The organism is Paenibacillus xylanilyticus (assembly GCF_009664365.1).
GTDB classification, from domain to species: Bacteria; Bacillota; Bacilli; order Paenibacillales; family Paenibacillaceae; genus Paenibacillus; species Paenibacillus xylanilyticus_A.
This window is the reverse complement of sequence record NZ_CP044310.1, coordinates 2,721,214-2,746,918: the sequence shown is the minus strand read 5'-3', so window position 1 is coordinate 2,746,918 and position 25,705 is coordinate 2,721,214. Positions and strand designations below refer to the sequence as shown.

Here is a 25,705-nt window from a genome sequence, read left to right as displayed (position 1 = left end):
CATTTTATTAATGTCTGCATGATAATAGATCTGCTCATTGTATTGGTGTCGTCGTTGGTCGGCTTTTATTGTTCTTAAGTGAAACGGTGTCTTTGCGGCGATACACTCCAAGTAGCAATCCCATCATGGCATAATCAAAGATGAGATGGTTGCCGTATCCTATAAAAGGAAAGACCACACTTAAAATCGGAACTCTACCCGTGGTCATTGCCAGCGAATAAACCATTTGCAGTGCAAACATGGACGTAATCATGACGATAATCATCCGACCAAAGTCATCCCGAATGCGAGGAAGCGTCTTCACCATACTTGCAACAAACCAGATGATAGCCACCAATAGCCCTATTCCCCCTGCCCAGCCAAACACATCGATGAGCAGTACACCTGGGTAATCAAAATAACTGGTTTTAAACCTGTCAAATGGTGTATCGAGTCCATTACCCCACCATCCGGCTGATTGAAGGATGCCCATGATGGAATGGTTGTAGTAGCCATTTCCCATTGGGTCATCATCAAGATTGAACACAACCGAGAATCTATCCAAACGATTGTAAGAATCCGTTGTGAGCAACAACAAAAATCCGATACATGCAGTTATAACTGTTGCTATGACTGTATAGAGCCATTTACGCGTGATCCAACCAAATAATACTAGTGAAATAATCCCGAACATCACAAGGCGTACCCAATCCGATATTTGAAACAACAGAGCTGCCGGTAACGCCACCATCGCTATATAGGATAAGATGGTTTGCACACCAAAATTGAAACGAAGCTTATCCATCAAAATAGCACCAATGGCAAGTGGTAATACCCACATTGCAGCTGTGGTCAGATCTAATACAAATCCATATCCGGTCATGAATCTGGTAGTCCCAAATAAGCTAGGAGATATCATCAGATTGATCCACAATATGGTATTAAGCAGGACATAGATCCACCAAGCAGATCTTTTCCATCTGCGATAATCAAAGAACATAAAGAAAGACATAAGTATAATGCCTATGATAGTGTATACCACATGATTGTTATACATGGATTGGTACATTGTATTTGTGACATTGCTTGTAAAAATCCACATCAGAAACAGGCTAACGATGGCTAAACTGATCAATCCGATGATCAGCCCCCAATGCACCCGATGACTGTGTAGCTTGTGCATGCTCTTTCCTACTGCAGAGGGATCACCCATTTGCTCTATGGCATACGCGGCAGCCTCTTCCTGAGTTAAACCCTCCTGTTCCTTGTCCAGCATCATTTCTCTTATGTGGTTTCCCAATTCATCACGCAGATCAGTATGTACTTCACGAGCTTTGACTTGACTGCACATCTCGTCCAGATAACGTTTAATCTTATCATGCTGATCTGTCATGTTAAGCCTCCCTCCCCAAGTACACGATCCACAGCACGTCTGAATAAAAGCCACTCCGTCTTTTTGTGCTGCAATGCCTCCACACCTTTGTCTCGAATGGAATAGTATTTACGTTTTCGGCCATCTACCTCCATCCAATAGGATTCCACCCAACCTTCAATCTCCATGGCATGGAGGATGGGATATAATGTGCCTTCTTTCAAATTAAATACACCTTCCGATTGTCGATGAAGTTCCTTGATTAATTCATAACCGTAAAGGGGCTGATTGTGCAATAACGTCAAAATTAGAGTTTCAGTACTTCCTTTAATCATTTGTTTGTTTACATTCATATGAATTCTCCTCCTTCCCTGTCATTCAATTAATTACATCGGAAACCTATGTATAGTAAATCTAGGTATTATACTACCTTATTCTTCCTTTTCTGTCTATCCATCGTTTCGATCTGCTTTGTGATAAAATAACTCTATTAAGGAGGGTGACTCTCATGAGTAAACTGATTTTCTTTCTCGGCGGTGCCGGCAGCGGCAAAACGACCCTGGCCAAAGCCCTTTCCCGCAAATATAAGGCGGCCTTCTTCGATATGGATATCCTGCTCCGCCCGGCAGCCGAGGCAATCATGACGCTTCAGGGACTGGATCCATCTGACCGGGATTCACCTGAATACAAACGCTTATGTCGTGATCTGGGATATCGCATTACAATGGATGCGGCACTGGATAACGTTCAATTAGGAATCGATACCGTGGTTGTCGGACCGTTTACCAAAGAAACCGAAACAACGAATTGGATTGAGCAAGAGCTCGGCCGAATCGGGCGTTCATTGGAAGATACGGATGTCCGCGTAGCGTACATTTATTTGGCAAACGAAGAGTTGTATCACAAGCGGATTGTGGCAAGACAATCTCCTCTTGATGAATACAAGCTGGCTAACTGGGATACCTTCACCGCTTCCCTTGCCCGCAAGCAAGTGGCCTGGCCGCTGCCTGCTTCGTCCGTCGTTTATATCGATAATTCAGAGGAAGATGTGAATGTGGCTCTAGCCGAAGTTGAGAGACACATGTACGGGTAGTATTGAGATCATTATTCTATTCCACCAAGTAAATAGACAAAAAAGGATTGGTTGGTTCCCAACGGGTTCCTTTCCAATCCCCCTAACCCCATACATAATTGAGGCTAATCGTTCAAAAAATTTTTCCATTCTTGTATTAAACTATCCAAACCAACATTGTATGTTTCTTTAACTTTTGTCATATCGGTGTAAATCACCATAAATTTTTCTTTTCCATAGGTTTGAATTAAATAATGGACGAATGAAGCTGCTTTGTTATAATCATTCAGATCTTCGTTGTAATCTGGATCTACTGCTTTATATTTGAGAGAGTCCAATGGATTTTCCCATCCTTTCCTAGAGGCCATATTAGCCCACACGTGCATCACTGCTATTAAATCTATGGGGTTAGATGGTTGATATGATTGTCCAGAGTATTTTTCATAATTTTGAATTACGTTATAGAGTAGGGCATTTTCGTTTCTTCTTTCATATGCGAAAATGAGATCCTCTTTAGACTTGTTGTAAACATAAAGCCGTTTCTCTGCCTCAAATTCATACATTAAAGCTTCAGCAAGCCCTTCTGTTAAAGGATAGAAATCCGAAAACATCCCCATTTGAAAAGTTATTGCGTGAACAGTCTCATGTACTGCTCTGTAAGGTGGAACTTCGAAGACCTGATACAACTCAATTGCGTAATCATCTCCTGATTGGTATGTGAGGCCACCATAATTAGGCTTATAAGCATTTTTATGTGGATAGATTGTAAACGTCAGCGGATAATTCAATGTGTAATTCATCCAATTTTCTACATAACGAACACCTTGATTCAAATAGTTTTGATACTCAACCACCTGTCGATGATTCCAGTCTTCTTTCTTATATCTCGCGTTGACTTTACCTGTATGAACTTCAAACCAAATCTCTTCATATGAGAATATATAACGATAACTTGTATCCATAGCAGTGTTAGGAGTTTCGATAAATTCACTCCAGTATTGTCCTAATAGATTTAAGTCTTCATTTCGATCCTTCAAAAATATATCTACAACAGATTCTAACTGTTTCTCTTGATCCAGATATTGAATAAACATTAGGGCAATCTGTTGTGCTTCTCCTACAATTTCTTCTTCGAGATAATTCGGGATAAACCATGCATCCCCGAAATCTGGATATTCCCAAGATTTTGCTGTCTCAATCCATTTACGGATGCTTCCTACGAATAGCTCAGGGGACTCACCCTCTTCCCTATCATCTTGCCAATATAATTCCAATCCAACACATAACCAAGCAGGAAGTTTATAATCACTCAAATAACTTACGATTGCACCTTGAGAATTTTCCCGGTCTTCAGACACAACTATACGGGTCAAACTATTATTAAAGGGGACTTCACCATCTCTATTGAGATAAATTTGAATTGTTTTCTCCTTACGGGGAATATCCAGATAATCCTGCATATTTCGGATAATAATTTCCGTTTGATTTACAAATGCTTTGTTATGAGAATCGTTAGTGGTGTTAAAGTAATACTCAGCGTTTTCAGTGCTAGTCTTAGACACAAATCCAAATGTAGCAATCGAATCTATACTCTCAAAAGTTAACTCTTTTACATGGTGTCTCGATACAAAATTCCCCCATAACAATACGATTAATATAAAAAATATAAATAATGTACTAACCAGAGGGCGTTTTGTTATAGCAATCTCTCCTTTTATGGAAATGATATGTTTCTATTTCAATACATCTTTTCTTGCTTAGCAATATATAGAATATTATCCCATATTTATTTTATATTTCTATATATCTCCTGAGTGTGATCTAACTCACTTGGTAAAATAACTAAAAAAATAAATCTAGCCTTCCAAAAAGTCTAATGTTTCTATTTTAGACGTTTATATGTTTCCGAAATGATGACCCTTACATAGAATGAACTATCACTAGTCAGGAGGGGTCGCAATGAACAGAAAGAAGCATAGATGTCATCCACCCGTAACGAAATGTTATTACAAAAAGATCACCAAAACTTGTGTAACTAAAATCAAATATGTTCCCACCAAGGTTAAAAAGCACTGTCATGTTACTGTTAAATATGGTGTAATCAAAAAAAGAAATCATCATTAATAATAATCTTCAGCCCTTCTCGATGGAGAAGGGCTTTCTTAGTACCAAAAAAACCGGGGGCATGATGCCTCCGGTTTTACTTCCTTATATATTAGGTTTTGGATAGTTCGATAAATCCTTCACCGAACACGTCGCGAACATCGTGAATCGTGATAAACGCGATCTCATCCTCAGCACGTACAATTTTCTTCAACATGGGAACTTCCTGTTTGCTAATGACAATATAGAGAATTTCTTTCGGTGTTTTCGTATAGTAACCATGGCCCGACAGAACCGTTACACCGCGATCCATTTTCTCGATGACCTGCTTCGCAATCGCATCCTGCTTTGTCGAGATGATGGTAACCGCCTTTTTTGGATTCAGCCCTTCGATAATAAACTCCATCGTTTTGGTTCCAACAAACAGCATGACAATCGTACACATGAGTCCCTGTGCCCCGATAATGAAGAAAGAGGAGAACGCCACGATCAGATCAAAAAACAGAAGTCCATAGCTGATGTTCCAATCCAGATACTTATTGGCGAGTCTCGCCAAGATGACGGTTCCTGCGGTTGTGCCGCCAACTCTCACAATCAAACCAATCCCGAGACCAGCAAATAGTCCCCCAAAAATCGTATTGATCCACAGCTCATGCGAATCGATTGTCCAGCTCTCGGTCAGATGCAAGAACAAGGAATTGAATACCACTGCAATAATGGTGTATACCGTTGTGGTCTTGTCCAGAAACCGGTAACCCACAATTAACAAAATCCCGTTCAGAATCAAGTTCATTAAACCTGGTGACCATTCGAACAGATAATACAAAATAATGGTGATCCCCGTTACGCCACCCTCAGCAAGATCATTTGGAATGACGAACAGATTCACTGCCAGGGCAAATAAAAATGCCCCCGCCATAATAAATAAAATATCCGTTATTCGTTTCTTCATCATGTATTCCTTCCAATCCTTCAGAAATCAACCTATCCATCAGGCTCATAAGTTGTCATGTGCACTCACAATGATAGATTCTACCATGTCACCAGCAAAATTTGTATACATAATACAAATTGTTGCACGAAATGTGCAAAGGATTCGGTTAATTGCCTTCTGGGCAGCTGAATCCGGAGCTCGAACTAGATTCGAACCATGACAAATGTCATGTGTCATCCTTGATATTCATCATTACAGATGGCTGACGTTTATGACTTACCGGATGAAATGGATTCTTTTACAATGATAAAAACGCTTCCCTCCAAGACACATTTGGGAAACGCCGGGTTATAGCCGTGCTTGGTTATAACGACTGAAGGAGGACTATCATTCATGAGCAGAGCAAAAGAGATGGCACTGAAAAAAGAAGTTACCCCTTACGAGAAAAACGATCTACGATTAAGTATCCGACAAATTATAAATACGATCCTTCCACTCTTCTTATTGTGGGCCGCCGCTTATTACAGCTTATCCGTTTCGTATTGGCTAACCTTCCCGATTGCCTTGGTCGCATCCGGATTTGTACTTCGAACCTTTATTATTTTTCATGACTGCTGTCACGGTTCCTTTTTCAAAAACAAACGCGCCAATGACATTCTGGGTACCATTACGGGCGTCTTGACCCTTACTCCCTACCAACAATGGAAAGCGGAGCATTCCATCCACCATGCCACCAGCAGCAATCTCGACAAACGCGGAGTCGGCGATATCTGGGTCATGACAGTTGAAGAATACAAGGCAGCATCCCCTTGGGGACGGCTGTGGTATCGCATCTATCGTAATCCGTTTGTTATGTTTGGCCTCGGTCCAATCTATGTATTCCTGCTTGCATATCGTTTTAACCGCAAGGCTGCTCGTCGCAAAGAACGCATCAACACACATCTGACTACGGTATTGATCGTTGCACTTTATGCATTCATGTCCTGGTTGGTCGGATGGCAGGCCTTTGTTATGGTGCAGGCACCTGTCTTTTTCTTCTCCGGCTTCTTCGGCATCTGGCTGTTCTACGTTCAGCATCAGTTTGAAGACACCTACTTCGAACATGAGGATGAATGGAGTTACGTCAAGGCTGCTGTGGAAGGCAGTTCATACTACAAGCTGCCGAAGCTGCTGCAATGGATCAGCGGTAATATCGGATTCCACCATGTGCATCACCTGAGTCCGCGTGTACCGAACTATTACCTGGAAGAGGCACATAATGCGACGCCACCGTTGCAAAAGGCAACGACCATTACCCTTCGTTCCAGTCTCGCAGCCCTTCGCTTCCGTCTGTGGGATGAGGAATCCAAACGATTTATAAGCTTCAAGGAAATCAAATCGGCATATCGCAAACCTTATACTCAGCCACCTATACGCGTAACCAATCAAGCGGGTCTGACAGAGAAGCCTTAAACTCTGTCGGATTCGTTTTCTTGTATTCAGGCTGAAGTCATGCTACAGTCAGGCTAAAGTTGGAATACAGCGCAAAGTCGTGCAAGGAGGAGAATTTTCATTCAAAAGTGGATGCAGCTCTTTTATAAAAATACAGGATTGAATCCGTACGTGTGGCTCGTCTTTTTCATCCTGCCCTTCTATTATATTTCGCAATACTCAAAACTATGGACTCTAGTGACAGGAATTGTGATCATTCTAGTCTTCTTTGTCTGTTATTTACTCGCCTTCATCACCAAGGGCTGGCAGGTATATATGTGGATCGGTTTTCTGATTGCCATTTCGATTACCATGACAATCGCCTATGATTATGCGTATTTCTCGCTGTTTCTTGCTTTTTTCATTGGAAATATTAAAAATAAAGCTGGCTTCATTACGCTCTATACGGTCAATTTGGCGGCCAGTTTTCTGACCATAAATTACGGGTTTATCATTCAGAGCTCCCGGCTGCTTAGTCAATTCCCTTTTGTATTCATCAGTCTGATGGCATCCATTCTTCTTCCGGTAAGCACCTATAACAAAAACAAACGGGAGCAGTTGGAGGGACAGCTGGAGAATGCCAACAAACGACTGGATGATCTGGTCAAAATGGAAGAACGCCAGCGAATCGCTCGTGATCTGCACGATACCCTTGGACAGAAACTCTCTTTGATCGGCCTCAAAACCGATCTGGCGAAACGCCTGCTTCGTGTCAATCCCGAGCAAGCCGAGATGGAGCTAAACGACTTGCGTCAAACGGCAAGCACAGCACTCAAGGAAGTTCGGGAAATGGTTACGACCATGCGCGGAACACAGCTGGTTGATGAATTGTACCGTGCCGAGCAGATCCTGAAGGCTGCTGCAATCGAGTTCAAGCTGGATGGCAACCCCAAGCTGCAGGACACCTCTCAGCTTAACGAAAATGTGATGGGGATGTGTCTGAAAGAGGCCGTTACAAATGTGGTCAAGCATAGCCAGGCAACCCTATGTACCATCAGCCTGAAAGAAACACCTTCCGATAACATATTGACTGTTCATGACAACGGAATTGGCATGGAACACAGTAATAACAAGGAACGCCGCGGTACAGGAATTCTTGGCATGAAGGAACGACTGGAATTTGTTAATGGTTGTCTGGATATTCGCTCGGGAACAAATATAGACGGAACGCAGCTTATGATTCAGGTACCGAAGCTGGTTCGCAAACCAATCAAGGAGGAATAAACATGATCAGAATCGTCATCGCCGAAGACCAACGCATGATGCTGGGTGCCCTCTCCTCCCTGCTTAATCTGGAAGAAGACATGGAAGTGGTTGGCCGAGCAAGCAATGGGCAGGAGGCGCTTGAACTCGTCCAGGAGCATACACCGGATATATGCCTTATGGATATTGAAATGCCTATCAAAAGTGGTCTGGAAGCAGCAGAGGAACTGAAAGGAATGAACTGCAAGGTTATTATCTTAACGACCTTTGCTCGCACAGGGTATTTCGAACGTGCACTAAAAGGTGGGGTAAGAGGTTACCTGTTAAAGGATAGTCCGATCGAGGAATTGGCTGAAGCCATTCGCCAGGTCATGAACGGACGCCGGATCTTCGCCCCTGATCTGGTGGACGAGGCCTATGTAGAGGAAAATCCGCTTACGGAGCGAGAGAATGCCGTTCTCGGCCTCATGGCTGATGGTAAGAACACGAAGGAAATTGCCAAACACCTCTTTATTACAACCGGTACCGTCCGCAACTATATCTCCATCATTTTGAACAAATTAAATGCAAGCAATCGGATTGAAGCCATCACCCGTTCCAAGGAGAAGGGCTGGTTCAAATGAAAGTACCGCTTCAACCCATTACGACACAAATAATAGCTTGGTCAGGAGCTTTCACTCCCAGCCAAGCTATTTCATTTACGTATATTATTTGACCGACGCAACCATACCTAATGCTTCATTCGGCACCTGGTTCGTTTGCAGCTGATGGATCTGCTTGCCTTCCTGCCATGAGATCGTGACATTCACTGTTTTCCCGCCACTCGGATATTCTACGTTTACGAAGCCTTTATCCTTAGGAGCAGGTAGGGTATGTGATTCCAGGTACTCGACCATTTTCTTGGCAATTCCCGGATTGTTCATCTTATCTTCGGAAACCGATCGGATCTGCAGCGTCCATCTGCCTTCCTTCCAGGTTAGATACTGGCTCCCTGCGGCTCCTTCGGCCATGCCTTTGATTCCATGTCCCAGATCAACTGACATGTCATCGGGAATGTTGTCCAGATCCGTATCCGGGAAAATCCCTGAACTATCCGGGTCCTTATAGGTTTTCACTTCATAGGATGCGAGCACGTCTGGGGCGTTGTTGGAAGACGTCAATGAAGCATCATTGACGGGAATAGATTGATCTACGGAATAGAAATTCACTTTGAAAGCATCTGACGAATTGACAGGAAGGGCAGCTGCCAGATGTTTACCTTTATCCAGGGCGAATGAAGTCGGCAGAACAGCATCCTTCATCTTGAGCTGGCTGCGAATTTCCTGAAGGACATCGTTCATGTTAGACTGCCCTTGTGTTCCGGTTGTTTCACCCCCAGAAGTACTGGTGGTACCCCCTGAGCTATTTTCATTATTGGCCGCGCCTGCTGCCTCATTGCTTCCTTCGGAAGTGTTCGAAAAATCAGCCCCACCGCTCCCGGATTGAGTTTGCTCTCCTGAAGTCGAGGTAGGCGTATTGCTTGCCTCTGACGTATTGTTATCCTGCCCTCCACAACCTGCTAGCGCCAGTAACACAGCAGTGGTAACAGGAATGATGACCCAACGTTTTTGCTTTTTCATGATGATAGCCTCCTTGATGTCTTTATTTCCAGTGAATTAAGTTTCATTACAAGTTACATAAAGTGTAACTAGATTAACGTTTATCGTTCCAGAAGTTAACCGGCTGTACTTTTTTGGTCAATACTTTGAACTGGTATCCTTCTGCTTTCAATGTTTTCAACAATTGCGGAAGTACTTTTAACGTCGCTTCCTGATCATGCATGAGTACAACCGGTGTTGTACCGCTCTTTTGGACCGTGTGGATCTGTTTCATTACACTGTTGTAGACCTTTTGGTGATCTTTCTTGTATTTCCAATCCTCAGAGTCCACATTCCAATCCCAGAGGTGGAATCCACCCTGAGAAAGCAGTACTTTACGGTAAGATGATTTGAGATATGGCTTACTGCCATAAGGTGTACGAACCAGACTTGTTTTCACTCCAGCCACTTGGTTCAGCGTCATATTGGCCTGCTGCATTTCCTTTAAGCCGCTATATGCCGATTGATAAAACTTGCTGGGAACGTGTGTCACACCATGAAGTCCCAAGCCATGCCCATCCGCAACTATACGTTTCGTTGCTTTTTGATATTGCTTCATTTCCGGTCCTAGCATAAAGAATGTCGCTTTGGCATGATACTGATCCAAGATATCCAGCAGTTGTCCAGTATGGGCTGTAGGCCCATCATCGAACGTAAGATATATGATCTTCGCATTCGCTTTTGCTCCAGTAGAGCTTGAAGCACTTGGCTTCGCGGATACTGACTGAGGCAGCAGGAGTGGAATCATAAGTAAGATGGCGAGTGCAGCAATAAATGACTTGCGAATATGTAGCATAAATATAAATCTCCCTTGTGTCTCGTATTTCCCCGGGTGTCTTCGAATCTCTCATTGCATCCCTTGGCGATAATCCTAATACTAACAAAAAGGACATGCCTCATTCTCGCTTCAAATGCTACGTTCGAGTTACACTTTTGTCAGATTAGCCAAGGAAATAAAACGAAATTGATAGATTTGCAGTGCAAAATCATGCCCGTCAGGATAGATCTTTTTTGACATATGTTTCATTAACCTATTTTGAATGATCTGATAGATTCCGGGTAGAAGTTGTTCCTTCTTTGATCAATTAGTTCTAAAAAATCACAGCAAAAAAGCCTGCACGATGGTCATAACCCTGTCAAGTAGACAGTACAAAAAAGACAAGATTTAAGCTGCGGCCGTTTCCCGGTATTCTACCGGGGAGCGGTCGTTTAGTTTTTTCTGAAATCGGTTTTGGTTGTAAAACAGTATGTATTCACTCACTTGCTGTTCAACCTCTGCTTTGTTTGCTGCCTTATTCAAATAAATTTTCTCCGTCTTCAAATGAGAGAAAAAAGATTCGATACAGGCATTATCTAAGCAATTTCCACGCCTGGAGTGACTGCCTAGCATGCCGAGCTGGTTTAGTTTACGGTTAAATGGCTTCGACGTATATTGAAATCCTTGATCTGAGTGTAGGATTACGCCACTCAGATCCACGTGCTGACGGAGTCTATCCAGCGTGTCATGAACTAAAGCGAGATCATTTCCTTCAGAAAGATGCCACGCTACAATTTCGTTATTGTATAAATCCTGAATAACAGAGAGATAAACAAAGTGTTCTCCAGCACGAATATAGGTAATGTCCGTAACCAGCTTCGTTCGTGGTGTATCCGCCTGAAACTGACGCTCCAGCCGATTCGGGTTCACCACAGAGGCTTGTTTCCCAAAGAATCTACGTTTTTTTCGAATGACAGAACAGATGCCTAATTGTTTCATTAATCGGTACACCTTTTTGTGGTTGACTCGAAGGCCTTCCCGTCGTAAAGCCACGGTCATTCGAAGATAGCCAAAGTAAGGATGCACGCGATGAATGGCAAGCAAATGGGATTCTAGTTCAATTTCCTTGTGTCTACGCTCTTTTGCTGCTGCTATGCTTTTTCTCCACTTATAATAACCCGAGCGGGAAACCGCAGCTAACTTCAAGAGCCAAACCAGACCGTGGCGTGCTCGTAGGTCCTCAATGATTTGAAATCTGGCCGCTTTACTCGTCACTCCTTGTGTAGATTTGGATACTGCTTTTTTAAATATTCAATCTCCGCCCGCAAGTACGCCATCTCTTCTTCCATACTGGAAAACTTGGTTCTAAGGCGTCCCCGTTTGGGTGTAGCAGATTCTAGACTCATTCCTTGTTTCACTTTGGCTGCCCACACTTGTACCTGAGATTTATTTTTGAATATCTAAACGTGTCGCTACTTCACGTATACTCATATGTTCTTCGTTGACCAGCCGAACTGCCTCCAATTTCAAATCCAAAGAGTACCGCCGGAATGTTTGACCTTTTTTAGCCATGAAAAAATCCCCTTCGTTTACATGATTAAGTTCATCTTAACAGATGTCTTTTTTCTCATGTCTACTAAAAGGGGATAATACCACGAAGGCAGACTTTTCATATGTAGAACGGTATACTCCATGAACATGGAATACGTATGATTAATTTGCACTCGCAATCACTCCGCAGGAGCGGTGAATGAACGTTTACCGAACTCAGCGTCAAGCATGTAGAAGGCATTGCTGTCTTTTTCAATTCGGCGCAGCTTCTGAATGATGCTGTCAAACAACGCTTCTTCCTCTACCTGCTCATCAATGAACCATTTCAGGAAATACATTGTGGCATGCTCGCGTTCATTCAAGGCAAGGTCAGCCAGATTGTAGAATTTTTTGGTGTTTTGCTGTTCATGTGCGTATCCGTGCTCGAACACATCCAGCATGGAAGTATACTCATTTTTCGGTTCTGGCAAAGCCTCCAGCGTCGCGCGTTGTCCGCGATCATTCAGGAACTTGTATATTTTCATGCCATGGAATCGTTCTTCTTCAGCTTGTACAATGAAGAAATTCGCGAAGCCGTCCAGACTTTCACTGGAACAGTATGCTGCCATCGCCAGGTATACATGGGCAGAATAAAATTCAAAGTTCATCTGTTGGTTCAATGCTTGTGTTAGCTCTTTACTCATGCTCGACACACCTCATGCTTTCTCTAGGAATGGTCCTATTCTATCATAATGAACGTTGGACTGACATGGATTATCTACCTAATCAGCTAAGAATGAATTTATGTTCTTCATATGAGATGTGCAGCGAAGCAGAATAAAAGAAAGCTCTGCCGGAATGGCAGAGCTCTCTTCATTCATTTGGAGAAATGAATTATACCAAGAACGCTTTGGAGATGATAACCAACAGGATGAACAGAACCAGAATGGCACCTACAGAAGTGAAACCTCCGTATCCGTAGCCTCTTGTTTCTCCACCTAATACTTCGCTCATTGACGTACCTCCTCTGCAACAGGTATGGGATATCTTATGCAGGAAGAACGGGTTTGACCGGGCGAATGCCCTATTATTTAAAATTGCACTTCTTAATAACGGGGAGATTCCACCCGCATGATATCGAGAAAAGGTACTTTTGCCATGAACTCCTCTTCGGTGTGCTCTACATGTACCAGCCGAGTACGGGAATCCAGCTTCACAATTACCCCTTGCACCTGCTCTTCTTTCCCCCAAACCGTCAACAGCACTTCCGAACGCTCATGATACGCTTCAACCAATTGATTCCCCAGCTCTTCCAGCTCAAATTCATCCCGGGTAGGTCTTTTTGCAACTTTTGCTTTTGCCAATGTGGAGGCCTCCTCTACAGCTAATCCGACGTCCCGATTCCACGGGTTGTTTGCCGAGGGCATATTCAATTAGTATACCATTCATTTGCGTTCGTGTAATGTCATGGAAGTCATTTGGAGCAAATTTCCCAATTCATCACTGTATGTTGATCGACGTTATTCATCACGGTACTCGATCACAATCGTGTACTCGTTCGATCGCGCTTCCCCGCTTCTTCTCTGTCCGTTCAGTTCATAGGTATACAGGGCCGTCAGGAAACCATTCAGCGTTCCCGTCTCCTCTGGCGATAGCTGCGCTACATAAGAGATGTTTTTCTCCGCACCCGGGGCCAGCTCTCCCAGATGCAGATACCTTGGCGAAGAGTATTCGGGTATGTTCCATTGAACTTGACCCTCCGCTTGACCGCGCCATTTGGCTCCCGGTGGAAGAACGCCTGTCAACTGTACACGAGCAGACAGAGAGCCTGTATTCTCGACGCGGACCTGAAAAATAACAGAACCTCCCTGCTCGACTAAATTGGGGTTTACTTCAACGTGAACCTTAATCATTGGGCTCTTCAGATAGACTGTTGCTTCGTTGGAAGCGGCCATGCGCTGCACCGTTCGTGAATCAGGCAATCGATACGTATACAAGAGACGCGCTTGGTTAACCAACTCGAATGATTCAGGCATTGCGGCCCCGTGTTCATTAATTTGGGCTTCAAATTGAAGGTTAATGACAGACCTTGCAGTCAATGTTCCCAGGCTAATGCCTTTGACCGGATTGGCCCCGGGCCGCTTCACTCCATTCCAGCTAAGGCTCCCCTCCACAAAAGTCATACCGGCTGGCAATGAATCTGATACCTTGGCATCCACCGCATAATTGCTTTCATTCGCTATGGTAATGTCATATCGTATGATGTCATCGACTGCGGCGACTACTGGATGGACCCTCTTTTGGATTGAAATCAAAGGCTGAATGACCTCAAGTGTAACTTCGTTGGAATACACGATCTCCTGCTTGCCAGCAGAAGTATACTCCAGCACCGCCTGACTTGGAATGCTTTCTGCATCTCTTACCGAAACAACCTGTACCCGATATTGAATGGTAACCGTATTTCCCGGCTCAATGTCACCGATCTCTATTCCGGAATCCGGTGTCATCTGGGGGGCAAACATTCCATTGATTACAACACTTCCCGGAATAAACCCAAGGCCAGGAACCAAAGCGATGGTCACCTTGGCACCTGCAGCTGTCAGAAATCCCGGATTGCTAACAATAACACTGTACAAAACAATATCCCCTGAAAAGGTCTGGATATGATCCGTCTGAAGGGATACCACCAAACGGGATGAGGCCAGAGTGACCTCAACCGTATTGGAAAGTTCTCGGCCTGTAACCGTCCTGCCTTCCGGTGTTAGAAACTCATAGTTTACCTGCGCCTGATTGAGCAGCTTCAGTGTAGGAGGTAATCGCACGATGGCAACTTGAAAGTGGTAACGCAGTGTAGCTCCCGGCTTAACCTCTGCAGGAGGTAGCCCAAGCTGAGGTGATGCACCGGGTAATGGAATGCCATCACAAAGTACACTATTCGGAAGCAGTGAAGTATCTTCCGAGAGCGGATCTACTACGTACACGATGGCGGTTCGATTACCGGTATTCGTAATCTCAATCTGGTAAGTTAGCGACTGTCCCAATGCAGCAACAGTGACATTGGCTTCTTTTCTCACTTCAAGCTTGGGTCCAACCCATGGTGTAACAACGGTATTGGAGTAGGCCACCTGTTCCAGTTCAGTCGTACCCGAGCTGAATCGAACCAGTGACTGATTCTGTAGCCAGTGGGACAACGGACCGGAGGATTGGCTCATATCACCACGACCTCTACTCTGAATGTCACGGTAACCGAAGCACCAGCAGCAATCGATCCGAGCGTTATTCCCGTATTCGGATTGCCGGTTGGTCTTGCCACTCCATCTACCGTTACACTTCCCGGTACAAACACCGTTCCTACCGGTACAGGGTCAACCATGACCACATTATTGACCACCTGAATACCACTATTGGTTACAACAACCGTATAGGTGATCACATCACCGACAACAGCATCAATGGCATCAGTACTTTTGACGACAACAACATCCGGAGAAGACACGGGAATGACCAAAACATTGGAAGATACGGTACCTGTCAACTGACGGCCATCCGGCGGACTGAACGTATAATTGGCCACAGCCTGATTGACCAGCTGCTGATTCTGCGGAAGTGAATCCACAGTAACCTCGAGGGTAACGGTCACATTAACAGATCCCCCTGGCGGTATGGTACCTACAACAATGCCTGCTTCCGGGTTCGCTCCTGGCTGCGGAACACCATCAATCAAGACACTGTTCGGGAGAAGCACAGCCCCATCCGGAATGTTATCTGTCAATGTCAGATTGGCAGCAAGATTTCCGCTGTTGTTGATGGAGAAAGAGTAAATAATGGTATCACCAATTGTTGCATTCGACGTACTTGCGGTTTTGGTTACAGCTATGATCGGTTGATAAATTGGTGTTACTACGATATTCGAGTATGAAGCACCCGAGAAGACACCCGATGTGAAACTTACGGCAGACTGACTGCTCACAACAGGTGGTGTAGGCAGCGTATTGACTCGCACTGCATAGGATATTGCTGCCGAGGCACCCGGAGCCAGAGATCCAATGGCGATACCCAGTGCCGGGTTAGCCGAGGTACGCGGAACACCATCCACCAGAACACTACCGGCGACAAATGTGGTGGCTGGATCGATGGGATCGGTTAGTACGACATTGTTAACAGGATCGATTCCATTATTGGTCACAACCATCTGATATACAATCGTGTCGCCGACCACTGCATCTACCGACGTTGTTGTCTTCGTTACACTCACATCTGGAGCAGATACCTGAATGTTAAGGGAATTGGATGTTAGGCTGCCCCCCAGTGTTCTTCCGTCTGGCAGCGTATACGTAAAGGTTGCAGAAGCCTGATTCGTAATGGATTGGCTCAACGGAAGAGTGACGATGACAACCGAGAACATAACCATGGTTGTTGTTGAAACGACGCCCAGCGGAATACCCGAAGCCGGATCGGCACCCGGTACAGATGTACCATTGACGATAACGCTATTGGGTACAAGTTCGGTTCCGGCAGGGATCGTATCGGTCAACGTAACGGTGGCCCCGTAGTTCCCGGCATTGGAGATGGCGATGCTGTACACAACGGTATCCCCTACCGTGGCTATCGCCTGATCTCCCGTTTTGACAGCTGTCAAAATTGGCTGGAACACCGGTGTTGTAACCGTATTGGAGAACGTGGTGGCCGAGAACGCCCCTGATGTAAAGCTGACCGTGGATTGATTGTTCAAAACTGCACTTGCCGGAAGAGCTGTAACCTGCACACTAAATACAACGGTGACGGTAGCCCCAGGTGCGATGGAACCAATGGTAATCCCTGTTGAAGGGTTAGCACCTGGTCGGAGAACCCCATCCACAAATACGCCGGTCGGTGCAAGAACGGTGCTTGCCGGAATCGGGTCCGTGAAGACTACATTATTGACCGTCGCAATTCCGTTATTTGTCACTGCTACGCTGTATGTCACAATATCACCAACCGATACCGATGTTGATGTAGTCGATTTCACTACATCGACATCCGGAGCCGACACGGTGATGGTAAGTACATTGGACAGAACAGAGCCTGTAATCGTCCGGCCGTCCGGCAATATGAAGGACAGAGCGACCGAAGCCTGATTCACCAGCTGCTGTGGAGACGGCAAGGTATCAATAACCACGGAAAAAGTAATGGTTGTTGTCGCACCGGCACCGACAGTGCCTGCCGAAATGCCAGTGGCTGGATTGGCGGCTGGCAGCGGCTGGCCATTCACAATGACACTGTTCGGAACGAGTATGGTTCCTGCCGGGATATTGTCCGTCAGGTTAATCTGGGCCCCATAGTTACCTGTGTTGGAGACAGTGACCGTGTAGCTAACGGTATCGCCTACGGTAGCGTTCTGTGTGCTTGCCGTCTTGGTTGCAGAGAGAATGGCCTGGAATACCGGCGTGACCACCGTATTGGAAAACGTCGTGCTTGAGAATGCCCCTGAAGTGAAACTGACTGTCGATCGATTACTCAGCTGGCCGCTTGGCGGTATAGCATCCACACGGATGCTGAAAGTTACGGTTGCGGACGCTCCTGGAGCGAGTGTGCCGAGTGATATCCCCCCTGCCGGGTTGGCTGTAGGTTGTGGCACTCCATTCACGGTCACACTTCCTGTGACAAAGGAGGCACCGGCAGGAATCGGGTCCGAAAACTGAATATTGTTTACAGGAGCTATACCGCTGTTCGTTACCTGAACGGAGTACGTGACGGTATCGCCTACCGCTGCCGCAGTGGAAGGTGTACTTTTAACGACAGCAACGTTAGGAGAAGAAACCGGAAACGTCAGCGTATTTGAGGTGGCTGTTCCTGTCAACGTACGTCCGTCAGGAGGTGTAAAGGTAAAGGTGGACGTTGCAAAGTTGCTGAGCTGCTGCGGAGACGGAAGTGTATCCACAACCACAGCAAACGTAACAACTGCGGTTGCTCCAGCTGCAACAATGCCTACCGGAATACCTGCTCCCGGCGTCGCTCCCGGCTGCGGTACACCTGATACCACAACACTGTTGGCTACAAAAGAAGTCGCAGCAGGAATGGTATCTGTAACCGTAACATTGGCCTGCAAATTTCCGGTATTGCTGACAGTCACCGTGTATACAACTGTATCACCTACGGTTGCATTGACTGTATTGGCCGTTTTGACGAGTGAAATCTGCGGTTGGATAACCGGAGTCTGTGTTGTATTGGACGAAGATGACCCCGAAAACGAACCGGATGTGAAACTGACCGTCGACTGATTGTTAATCTGCGAAGGGATCGGCATGGTAATCGTCACCTCAAAAGTTACGGTAACCTCAGCTCCTGGAGCCAAAGTACCGATTGGAATGCCGGCGGTCGGATTGGAGAGCGGGAATGAAGTCCCGTTCACAATGACGCTTCCGGGTACAAATGGGGTATTCGGAGGAAGAGGGTTGACATATACCACATTGTTAACGGCTACGGTTCCGTTGTTGCGAATAACAGATGTGTACCTGATGACATCCCCGACTACGCCATATTCTACATTGTCACTGTTAACAATCGTTACATTGGGCAGAGAGACAGGAATCGTGATGGTGTTGGATGACGAGAAGCCGGCAATTGTTCTTCCACTTGGAAGTGTGTAGGAGAATGAAGCAACCGCCTGGTTAGTCAACTGTCTTGAATCAGGCAAACTTGTGACCGTTGCGACAAAAGTAACGGTTGTACTTGAGTTCGCTGCAATGGATCCCAAGCTAATACCTGCTGCCGGACTTACACCTGGTGTAGGTACACCATTAATGATGACACTGTTCGTACTGAAAACAGCTCCCGCAGGAATCGGATCCGTCAAGGTAACCGAAGCCGCGATATTACCTGTGTTGTTAATCTGAATGCTGTAATTAAAGGTATCTCCCACCGTCAGATTGGTTGTACTTGCTGATTTCACCACTTGAATGACGGGCTGAAATATGGGTGTACTAACCGTAACCGATGAAGAGACACCATTAAAACTGCCTGACGTAAAGGCGGCGCTGGCACGGTTGGTAACTGATCCTGTCGAAGGAACAGACGTCACTCTGGTCTGATAGGTCACGGTGACGCTGCTTGAGCTGTTCAAGGTTCCGACAACAATACCTGAGACCGGACTTGCACTTCCGGAAGCTGTTCCGTTAATGGTGACACTGCCAGGCACAAACTCCGAGCCGGTCGGCGTATCTGAAATCACCAAATTTTGGACCGCACTACTTCCAGCATTGGTCGCAATAACGGTATAGGTAAGGATGTCACCTACAGTCGCGTCAGGTGTGTTTACCGTTTTGCTAATCGAGATATTAGGAGCCGATGCAGGTATGCGAACGATATTGGATTGACTTGAGCCTGAGAGATTCCGTCCGCTCGGAAGCTGGTACGTATAAGCTGCGGTACCCTGATTCTCCAGTGTTGGCGGAGATGGAAGTGTATTCAGTGTTGCGCGAAACACGACCGTTGCCGTGGCTCCTGCCGAAAGACTGCCCAGCGTTATTCCCGTTAAGGGGCTGGTTCCTGGACGCGCAGTACCATTCACGGTTACCGAATTCGGAACAAATGTCAGTCCTGCCGGGATGGTATCGGTTACCGTAACTTGAGCTGCTATGTTACCGCTGTTTGTCACCACCAGTGTATATGCAAGCTGATCTCCCAGCGTTGCATTCGTTTGACTCGCTGACTTGTTAATCGCAATGATCGGCTGGTACACAGGTGTAGTAATTGAATTGGAGTTGGAAATGCCCGTAAAGGCACCCGAACTATAGGACACAGAAGCGCGATTAAGCAGCGAGCCTGATGAAGGCAAGGATTGAACCGTAACCTGAAACGTCACCGTCGCGGAACTTCCCGCAGTCAATGTTCCAACAGATATGCCACTATTGGGATTAGCCGATGCAACGACAGTGCCTCTTACGGTCACACTCCCTGGAACAAATATGGTTCCTGCAGGGAGAGCATCCGTCAGAATTACATTGTTAATCGGCTGAATGCCACCGTTCATGGTAACCACGGTGTAGGTGAATGTCTCCCCTACGGCTACGTCACTGACGGAAGCGGATTTAACCGCGGTTACATTGGGCAATGTCACCGGGATCGTCAAGGTGTTCGATGCTACTGTTCCTGTTATGGTCCGTCCGTCAGGCGAGCTGAACGAATATGAAGCGGTAGCCTGATCCACAAGGGTTGGCGGTGTAGGCAAGCTTGTGACAAGCACTTGAAAGGTGACGGTATCCGCGCTGCCTGCAGCAAGGCTGCCCAAATTCACACCCGTCGCCGGATTGGCACCTGCAATGACATTTCCGTTCAGGCGGAAGCTGCCTGCTACATACGAACTGCCACTAGGGATGTTATCAGTCAATGTGACGTTCGCCGCAACATTCCCTCCGTTATTGACCTGAAGCGTGTACGTTACCGTGTCACCCACCGTGGCATTGGTGGTACTCCCCGACTTCACAATGGACAGGTTCGGTGAATATACAGGAAGTGTGGAGTTGTTGGAGGGAATCACACCTGTTATGGTCGGACCTCCCGCCACACTCTGAAACGTAAAAGCCGCATTGGCCGAATTCACAAGCTGCAGGATGCTTGCATCCTGTCCGATAAGCGCCCGGTAGGTTACAACAATACTGCTGGACAGGTTTAATGAACCCAGCGGAACACCTGCCGTTATATCCAGTGTTGGACGGGATACACCTGCAACGGTGACACTTCCTGGAATAAAAGTAAGCCCTGCAGGCAATGAGTCCGATAGCACCACACTGGCGGCGCTGGCCGTACCTGCATTGGCAACGGTAACTGTATAGAGAATACTATCCCCTGCTACCGCACCAGTGGCCGTTGATCCCTTCGATACGGTAATTCTTGGTGCGTTAATATCGACCTGAATGGCATTGCCGTTGACGATGTAGGCGTCTCCCGATGTGGTTAATGTCAACACGGCTGAAGATTGATTGTTAATCAGTCTGGCTGACACATCCACATTGGTGATGTCCCAACCCTGTCGTCCACCAGAAATGTTGGAGCCTGGTGCACCGTTGATTTGGTTCCGGGTTCCGAAAGTTCCTGTCGTGTTAAGTGCTCCGGTGTCTCCGTTGATTTGGGATGCAAAAAAGTTGGCAGCCAGGTTGTTAGGCCCTGATAAGGCAACCGAAGTCGCCGACGTAGGTCCAAACAAAGCCTGGTCTCCGGTCCGATTCGCGTCTCCTTCCTGCGCACTGAAAAGCGCTCTTCCTCCGAGCGTGCCAGAGATTGGAGTCGCAAATCCGGTCAGTGTGGTCACTACCGGCGCTGAAGACGCTTGGACGAGCACCCCGCCAGCCCGGAGTGACATGTTACGGAAAGGCAGGGCCGGATTTTGATAAATGACGCCTAGTGTCCAGCCTGCATGGTTGGCCGTGGAATCATTGTTGATAACGATCGTTCCGACGACCGCACCGGTGATGTATGTACCCGCTCCCCCATTTTGCACCAGCGTTGTAACATTGGCCGAACGCACATATCCGGCAGCGCCGTTCCCCAGATCGAATTGATTGTATGTCGCCGGGTCAGGAGTAACGCTGGATGTCCCTGCCGGGGTGATAAATGTGACCGGATTGTTGATGGCCGCACTCAGGTTCACATTGCCATTAATATAGCTTCCGCCCCAGATCAACTCTGCGTATAGAACGGTACTGCCTGCAGGAAGGACAAGTATTGCAGCTGAGCTGTTGCTCTGATATAAGCTTGTCGTCCCTGCTGGATATGTCCCATAAGTCAATGCCGTATTGGTCGTTGTGAATGCCCCAATACTGTCCAGTGTTCCGGGTACCCCTGCCGTTTCAGAACGACTCAAACCAAGTGTATTGCCTGTAAACGTAATTGCTCCCGTAGCGTTGACGGTTGAACGAACGACAAGAGGAATAGAGATCACCTCCTTCATCAAGGATTGTAATCATCGTATAAGGGCGGAGCCTTGGTTCAGTCTATGAGGTTCATTCCGAAATTTGTTTGTCCCTGTGAAAAGTTTCTGCTTGGGTTCTGCGTTTATGTCACTTTGTTTTCACCCATTTAATTAACATTTGCGTTTTGCACAATCTGTTTTATAATCAACTAATACGAGAGTCATTCTGTCGTACCATTATGATGCAGTCAGCGGTGATATATGAAGAGTTTGTCTACACCTAGCAACCATATTCCAACAGAATATGAATTCAAGCATTCCAAGTGGATCAAAAAAATGCTTCATGCTTATTGGGTTGTTGTAATCACACATTTCGTTGTTCAGATCGGCTGTTTCCTATTCCTGGACTATGATCGCACTCCTGAGGATTTTATCATTCATGTTCTAATCTGGCCGACAGCCTCAGGTGTTGCTTCCATTTTGATTGCCAGCTGGATTGACCGGCGCTTCAGTGCCCTTTCGTTCTATGCCATGTCAGCAGCCAGCACAGTTGTTGCCTGGACGATCATTCATGTCAATTATGACATTCGAATTATTCAAGCGATCAGTCTGCTGCCCATCTTCACGTCGGTTTTGTTTTTTAGCAGAAAACGGGTTTGGACCGCATGTTTGATGCAAACGACGGGTTATGTTTTGGTTCTGTTTGATTCAGGCTATCGCTCCTATCTGACTTCCTTTGACATGGTCTCCATCCCAGCCTTTCTCATTGTCGGTACATATGTAGCTCAGGTCATTGTCACAAGTGGTGTTGAGGTATTGGATGATCTCAAGGACAGCATGTTGGCCAAGCAGGAACTGATTGTACGAAATGCCATTATGACCAAACAGTCCAAAACGGATGGGCTTACTAATCTGTATAACCAGAGCTCATTCAAAGACTATTACGATAAAGCATATGAGTATGCCAAGAGCGGTATGAGCCTACATTTGGCTCTCATTGATATTGATGATTTCAAATCAATTAATGACACCTATGGACATCGGGTAGGTGATATCATTCTGGAGAAAGTTTCGCACGTCATTCAGGAGAACATCACTTCAAGTGATATTGCAGCCCGTTATGGCGGTGAGGAATTCGCATTGCTTATGTTTGAACAGTCCTTTGATCAGGCTTACGCGCTCGTGGAACAGATTCGTCAGAAAATAGCGTTGATGGGCCATCTGGAACTGGGGGGAAATTCCATCACGGTCAGTGTGGGACTCAAAAGTTTCAATGCCCGTCTGACCAAAGAAAAGCTGTTTGAAGAGGTGGATGCCTGTCTATACGCTGCCAAACGGACCGGTAAAAACAAAACCGTAACTTCCCTTGACCTCGTTGAGGTTTAGTAAATAGTAGAGACATCAAAAAAAAGTTGTACCGCACACCGAATTCGGTTGTACAGTGCAACTTTTTTTACATCCAGAATATTCGTGTTACTCGGCCCATTCCCAGCGATGGGCATACTGCTCCAACTTGGGATGAAGTGTACCCAGCTGGCCATCAATAAGCAGACGAAGTTTCGTAATCCAGTCCTTGAACGAGTCGAACGATGCAAACAGATTCGCCATTTCAGAGGTGAGGTACAGAAAATGAGGCGCCGGATATTCAGCCGTCAGATGACGTAGAGCCGAATCCATTGGTGTGTACTTCTTCCTCTTGCCTTCCAGTCCCTCCACCTTAATGCGGTACTCCGTATGATCTCGCTTCCACTCATGCAAGCGGTCCTCTCTCTTATAATACGGCTGTACCCCATCCTTGCTCATACGCTTAACCGTGTTCTCATGCAGCGGATAAAGGACCAACTGTGTAAATGCGCGCGTATCTGAAGTGACTGCTGCATGTTGAAGCTGTTCATCGGTCACATGCTCGAATGAATCGTAGAAAATCAGTGTCCCTTTCCGGCTTGCTGCAGGGGGTTCGTAACCGTAAGGAACCGTTGTATAATTTGCAGACATGATCTTCCTCCAGTCCGTTATAAATGCTTATTTGCTTTGGGTATCCTGCTCATCCTGATCCTTGTTCAAATCCACATAGAATGTCATTTTATTCTTGCCCGAACGCTTCGATTCATACAAGGCTTCATCAGCCATACGGATAATTTCACTCGGATTGCCGCTGTTTGTCGGATACTCGGCACCACCGATACTGCATCCAATGTGGATGCGCTCATACTCAATGATAAATGGTTTATTCAAGCTCTGGATAATCTCATGCGCATATGCTCTTGCCTCTTCTTTGGGATTAGCCCCAATGGAGCGGAGTACAATGAGAAATTCATCGCCGCCCAAACGAACCGTAATTCCCTTGTCGTGGCTGAGGGCCATCAGACGCTGGGCCACTTTTTGCAGCAGGACGTCTCCGGTTTGGTGTCCAAGGGTATCATTCACACTTTTGAATCCATCCAAATCCAGATAGAGGAACGTCAATGTGTGATCCGTACTCTCCGTCTCAAGTGATTCCTCCAGGTAAACTTCGAGCGCTGTCCGGTTCGGCAAACCTGTCAGTTGGTCGTAATGGGCCAAATTCTGCATGAAAACAAGTTCCGAGTCTTTATTGGTAAGCGCAGTTAGCATGCCCCTCAGCGAGCGGGACAACACTTCAATTTCCTTAATCCCCTTGTTCTCGGGAATCTGTACCTGATCACCTTCACGAAGTTGGTTTGCCACTTTGGTTAATCGGGTGATTGGTGATGATATTAGGCGAGAAACCAGCCATCCAATGAGCGCAAACAACACGGTAACGGCAAGCCCAGCCCACACGTTAAACCATAACATGTCGGATACGGAAGCAAAAGCCGTTGATTTGACCTGGCGAACAACAACAGTCCAGCCAAGACCCGGATAATCCAGATGACCCTGGCTGTATGCGAGTCCGGTAACATATTCCTTTCCGTCAGCCCACTTCTCTATGGACCAGCTCGTCTTGTTGATCTCCGCTGTTTCCATTTCGGACAAGTTCAACGGTTTGCCAACCCATTCGTCAGGACCCAGGAGCACCGTATGCTCTCTCTTGCTTACAATGAACAATTCAATGTCCTTCTCCCGGTATTTCAAAGGCTCCAGAACGCCCTTCTCCACTTCTTTAGCCCATTCCCAGCTTAAATGCGCAGCCAGTACACCTGCAACCTCACCATTTTTATATTTCAAAGGAAAGCTGATATCGACAAATTGCAGTGGTTCTCCTGTTGGATTCGGAAGCAGATTGGCTAGCAGCACTGCGTTATGTACGTCTCCAATAAACTTACCCTTGATGCCTTCCTGATACACAGGCCGTTCGGATAAATCTTCACCGCGCAATATGCCGTCCGTTGAGGCTAATACTTTTCCTTTCGGATCCATGAATCCAACCCAGGAGAATGAGGGAAAGCTATTTTGTAGCTGATCCAGCAGCATCTGGATCTCAGCAGGCTCGAAGCGATCTTTAAGTGCAGCCATCTGGCCAAGCAGTTCCAGTTCTCCGGAACGCGCCCACATGAAGCGATCCAGCTTGTCTGTTGTTTGAGAAGCCGTGCCGGTTAGTGAATGACCGATCTCGGTTTCAACAGCGACTGCTGATTTTTGACTGAAAATATAACCGATCGTTAATGTCACCAGCAAAGACAATATAGCGAAGGTCACGGTAAGTATGGTTCTGAGTTTGTAAGACATGTTGGCCTCCAATAATCGGTGAAACCATCCTGCTTCTTTAACACGAAACATGCTGTAAAGGGCACACGCGAT

General features: G+C 46.2%; 18 protein-coding genes and 1 pseudogene. 5 read left to right on the top strand and 14 right to left on the bottom strand.

What is annotated here, in order from left to right; genetic code table 11:
- Positions 1-34: 34 nt before the first annotated feature.
- Complete coding sequence (locus tag F4V51_RS12435; RefSeq protein WP_153978187.1) at positions 35-1,372, bottom strand: FtsW/RodA/SpoVE family cell cycle protein; 1,338 nt, start codon at positions 1,370-1,372, stop codon at positions 35-37.
- On the bottom strand, positions 1,369-1,704 hold the full coding sequence (locus F4V51_RS12430; protein WP_127536073.1) for a PadR family transcriptional regulator: 336 nt from the start codon (positions 1,702-1,704) through the stop codon (positions 1,369-1,371). The genes F4V51_RS12435 and F4V51_RS12430 overlap by 4 nt, the downstream gene beginning before the upstream one ends.
- A gap of 155 nt (positions 1,705-1,859) precedes the next feature.
- Here F4V51_RS12430 and F4V51_RS12425 point away from each other — a divergent pair, with 155 nt between their 5' ends.
- Positions 1,860-2,444 carry a P-loop nucleotide/nucleoside kinase family protein gene (locus F4V51_RS12425; RefSeq protein ID WP_153978186.1) on the top strand — a complete coding sequence of 195 codons (585 nt, stop codon included), beginning with the start codon at positions 1,860-1,862 and terminating at the stop codon, positions 2,442-2,444.
- Positions 2,445-2,548: 104 nt separating this feature from the next.
- Here the strand turns inward: F4V51_RS12425 and F4V51_RS12420 are convergent, their stop codons facing one another.
- Together F4V51_RS12420 and F4V51_RS12415 are read right to left on the bottom strand one after the other, a co-directional pair.
- The gene (locus F4V51_RS12420) at positions 2,549-3,985 is read right to left on the bottom strand and encodes a hypothetical protein (protein WP_153978185.1); all 1,437 of its coding nucleotides are present in this window, start codon (positions 3,983-3,985) and stop codon (positions 2,549-2,551) included.
- 653 nt (positions 3,986-4,638) lie between these two features.
- Entirely contained in the window at positions 4,639-5,478 is an 840-nt protein-coding gene (locus F4V51_RS12415) for a YitT family protein (protein ID WP_095358422.1), read from the bottom strand.
- Positions 5,479-5,853: 375 nt separating this feature from the next.
- Between F4V51_RS12415 and F4V51_RS12410 the strand changes: the two genes are divergently transcribed.
- From F4V51_RS12410 to F4V51_RS12400, 3 genes are all read left to right on the top strand, one after another.
- Positions 5,854-6,912, top strand: a complete 1,059-nt coding sequence (locus F4V51_RS12410) for a Delta(5) desaturase DesA (protein ID WP_153978184.1) — start codon at positions 5,854-5,856, stop codon at positions 6,910-6,912.
- A 99-nt stretch (positions 6,913-7,011) separates the two neighbouring features.
- The gene (locus tag F4V51_RS12405) at positions 7,012-8,154 is read left to right on the top strand and encodes a sensor histidine kinase (protein WP_153978183.1); all 1,143 of its coding nucleotides are present in this window, start codon (positions 7,012-7,014) and stop codon (positions 8,152-8,154) included.
- Positions 8,155-8,156: 2 nt separating this feature from the next.
- Positions 8,157-8,756, top strand: coding sequence for a response regulator transcription factor (locus tag F4V51_RS12400; RefSeq protein WP_153978182.1), 600 nt, complete (start codon positions 8,157-8,159; stop codon positions 8,754-8,756).
- A gap of 84 nt (positions 8,757-8,840) precedes the next feature.
- Here F4V51_RS12400 and F4V51_RS12395 read toward each other — a convergent pair whose 3' ends face one another.
- The 8 genes and pseudogenes from F4V51_RS12395 to F4V51_RS12360 form a co-directional block, all read right to left on the bottom strand.
- Complete coding sequence (locus F4V51_RS12395) at positions 8,841-9,752, bottom strand: hypothetical protein (protein ID WP_153978181.1); 912 nt, start codon at positions 9,750-9,752, stop codon at positions 8,841-8,843.
- 73 nt (positions 9,753-9,825) lie between these two features.
- Positions 9,826-10,566: a polysaccharide deacetylase family protein gene (locus F4V51_RS12390; RefSeq protein WP_153978180.1), complete on the bottom strand. Its 741-nt coding sequence runs from the start codon at positions 10,564-10,566 to the stop codon at positions 9,826-9,828.
- Positions 10,567-10,935: 369 nt separating this feature from the next.
- A pseudogene (locus F4V51_RS12385) lies at positions 10,936-12,099 on the bottom strand (IS3 family transposase).
- Positions 12,100-12,257: 158 nt separating this feature from the next.
- Positions 12,258-12,761, bottom strand: a complete 504-nt coding sequence (locus tag F4V51_RS12380) for a ferritin (RefSeq protein WP_095287527.1) — start codon at positions 12,759-12,761, stop codon at positions 12,258-12,260.
- Positions 12,762-12,951: 190 nt separating this feature from the next.
- A complete protein-coding gene (locus F4V51_RS12375; protein ID WP_017688846.1) occupies positions 12,952-13,071 on the bottom strand; it encodes a hypothetical protein in 120 nt (39 codons plus the stop codon).
- 92 nt (positions 13,072-13,163) lie between these two features.
- Positions 13,164-13,421, bottom strand: a complete 258-nt coding sequence (locus F4V51_RS12370) for a YolD-like family protein (RefSeq protein WP_095287528.1) — start codon at positions 13,419-13,421, stop codon at positions 13,164-13,166.
- A 156-nt stretch (positions 13,422-13,577) separates the two neighbouring features.
- Positions 13,578-15,269 (bottom strand): COG1361 family protein, encoded by a 1,692-nt coding sequence (locus F4V51_RS12365; RefSeq protein ID WP_153978179.1) that lies wholly within the window; start codon positions 15,267-15,269, stop codon positions 13,578-13,580.
- Positions 15,266-21,985 (bottom strand): DUF7507 domain-containing protein, encoded by a 6,720-nt coding sequence (locus F4V51_RS12360; RefSeq protein WP_236146803.1) that lies wholly within the window; start codon positions 21,983-21,985, stop codon positions 15,266-15,268. Before F4V51_RS12360 ends, F4V51_RS12365 begins: the two co-directional genes overlap by 4 nt.
- A 222-nt stretch (positions 21,986-22,207) precedes the next feature.
- Between F4V51_RS12360 and F4V51_RS12355 the strand changes: the two genes are divergently transcribed.
- Positions 22,208-23,332, top strand: coding sequence for a GGDEF domain-containing protein (locus F4V51_RS12355; RefSeq protein ID WP_153978178.1), 1,125 nt, complete (start codon positions 22,208-22,210; stop codon positions 23,330-23,332).
- Positions 23,333-23,419: 87 nt separating this feature from the next.
- On the opposite strand, the gene F4V51_RS12350 is transcribed toward F4V51_RS12355, so the two are convergent.
- Together F4V51_RS12350 and F4V51_RS12345 are read right to left on the bottom strand one after the other, a co-directional pair.
- On the bottom strand, positions 23,420-23,941 hold the full coding sequence (locus tag F4V51_RS12350; RefSeq protein ID WP_153978177.1) for a hypothetical protein: 522 nt from the start codon (positions 23,939-23,941) through the stop codon (positions 23,420-23,422).
- A gap of 27 nt (positions 23,942-23,968) precedes the next feature.
- A complete protein-coding gene (locus F4V51_RS12345) occupies positions 23,969-25,633 on the bottom strand; it encodes a diguanylate cyclase domain-containing protein (RefSeq protein WP_153978176.1) in 1,665 nt (554 codons plus the stop codon).
- Positions 25,634-25,705 lie beyond the last annotated feature (72 nt).

Bases quoted from the DNA above. Each gene is read 5' to 3' on its own strand.
- F4V51_RS12410 (WP_153978184.1), top strand. From the start codon at position 5,854: ATGAGCAGAGCAAAAGAGATGGCACTGAAAAAAGAAGTTACCCCTTAC.
- F4V51_RS12390 (WP_153978180.1), bottom strand. From the start codon at position 10,566: ATGCTACATATTCGCAAGTCATTTATTGCTGCACTCGCCATCTTACTT.
- F4V51_RS12375 (WP_017688846.1), bottom strand. From the start codon at position 13,071: ATGAGCGAAGTATTAGGTGGAGAAACAAGAGGCTACGGATACGGAGGT.
- F4V51_RS12365 (WP_153978179.1), bottom strand. From the start codon at position 15,269: ATGAGCCAATCCTCCGGTCCGTTGTCCCACTGGCTACAGAATCAGTCA.
- F4V51_RS12380 (WP_095287527.1), bottom strand. From the start codon at position 12,761: ATGAGTAAAGAGCTAACACAAGCATTGAACCAACAGATGAACTTTGAA.
- F4V51_RS12435 (WP_153978187.1), bottom strand. From the start codon at position 1,372: ATGACAGATCAGCATGATAAGATTAAACGTTATCTGGACGAGATGTGC.
- F4V51_RS12415 (WP_095358422.1), bottom strand. From the start codon at position 5,478: ATGAAGAAACGAATAACGGATATTTTATTTATTATGGCGGGGGCATTT.
- F4V51_RS12400 (WP_153978182.1), top strand. From the start codon at position 8,157: ATGATCAGAATCGTCATCGCCGAAGACCAACGCATGATGCTGGGTGCC.
- F4V51_RS12360 (WP_236146803.1), bottom strand. From the start codon at position 21,985: ATGAAGGAGGTGATCTCTATTCCTCTTGTCGTTCGTTCAACCGTCAAC.
- F4V51_RS12355 (WP_153978178.1), top strand. From the start codon at position 22,208: ATGAAGAGTTTGTCTACACCTAGCAACCATATTCCAACAGAATATGAA.
- F4V51_RS12350 (WP_153978177.1), bottom strand. From the start codon at position 23,941: ATGTCTGCAAATTATACAACGGTTCCTTACGGTTACGAACCCCCTGCA.
- F4V51_RS12345 (WP_153978176.1), bottom strand. From the start codon at position 25,633: ATGTCTTACAAACTCAGAACCATACTTACCGTGACCTTCGCTATATTG.
- F4V51_RS12425 (WP_153978186.1), top strand. From the start codon at position 1,860: ATGAGTAAACTGATTTTCTTTCTCGGCGGTGCCGGCAGCGGCAAAACG.
- F4V51_RS12395 (WP_153978181.1), bottom strand. From the start codon at position 9,752: ATGAAAAAGCAAAAACGTTGGGTCATCATTCCTGTTACCACTGCTGTG.
- F4V51_RS12430 (WP_127536073.1), bottom strand. From the start codon at position 1,704: ATGAATGTAAACAAACAAATGATTAAAGGAAGTACTGAAACTCTAATT.